Origin of the sequence: Sutterella parvirubra YIT 11816, from assembly GCF_000250875.1 — a bacterium.
GTDB classification, from domain to species: domain Bacteria; phylum Pseudomonadota; class Gammaproteobacteria; order Burkholderiales; family Burkholderiaceae_F; genus Sutterella; species Sutterella parvirubra.
Window position 1 is genome coordinate 4,236 of sequence record NZ_JH604999.1, and the last position, 823, is coordinate 5,058.

The 823-nt window shown below is 67.2% G+C and carries 1 protein-coding gene; it reads right to left on the minus strand.

Annotation, left to right across the window (positions count from 1 at the left end):
* Positions 1-38 precede the first annotated feature (38 nt).
* Positions 39-823, minus strand: a 785-nt coding sequence (locus tag HMPREF9440_RS12085; RefSeq protein ID WP_040764717.1) for an amidohydrolase, incomplete at its 5' end; no start/stop codon positions are given.

Sequence of the window (823 nt, forward strand, 5' to 3'; positions counted from 1 at the left end):
ATCCTTGCTGTCCGGGATGGGGTGTTCCTGATGTTTCATTACAGAGCTCCGAGGTGGCGCACGGCCAGGTTGCGGTAGATGGAGAAAATCGTGAAGAGGCGCTTTTCTTCGATGTCGAAGGCGGCCTGATGGTGCCCGGCGTCGAGCTTCGACCCGACCACGAGGTACGCGCCCTGGCCGCCGTGGGCCTGCACGCGCTTGATCAGAATCGTCGCGTCGTCGCTCCCGTTGAAGTTCATCGTGGGCGAGACCTTCTCGACGTAGGGCGCGGCCGCGGCGGCCTCGGCGGCGAGGGCCTGGGCTTCGGCGTCCGGGACGAAGTCGACCGCCTCGCCCATCACTTCGTGCGAGACCGTGCAGCCGTACATCGCCGCGGCCCCTTCGCAGCGGCGGCAGGCTTCTTCGAACATCGTCGTGTTGATCTTTTCGTTTTCGCCGCGCACTTCGACCTGCATTTCCGCGGTCGAGGCGATGACGTTCCTGCCTTCCCCGGCGCGCAGGTACCCGACGTTGACGCGGGTCATGCCTTCGCCGTGGCGCGGGAGGCCCATCAGCGCCAACGCCGCGGTGGCGGCGGCCGTCAAGGCGTTTCGGCCCACTTCGGGCTGCATCCCGGCGTGCGAGGCCGTCCCCTGGAAGCGGAAGTCGACCTTCGTCGTGCAGAGGAACTTCTCAGGGGCCGTCACCACTTCGCCGCCGGGGATGTCGCAGCCGACGTGCATCACGTAGAGGAAGTCGACGTCGTCCAAAACGCCCGACTCCGCCATGGGGCGCGCCCCGCGCACGCCCTCTTCGGCCGGCTGGAAGCAGAGCTTGACGCGGC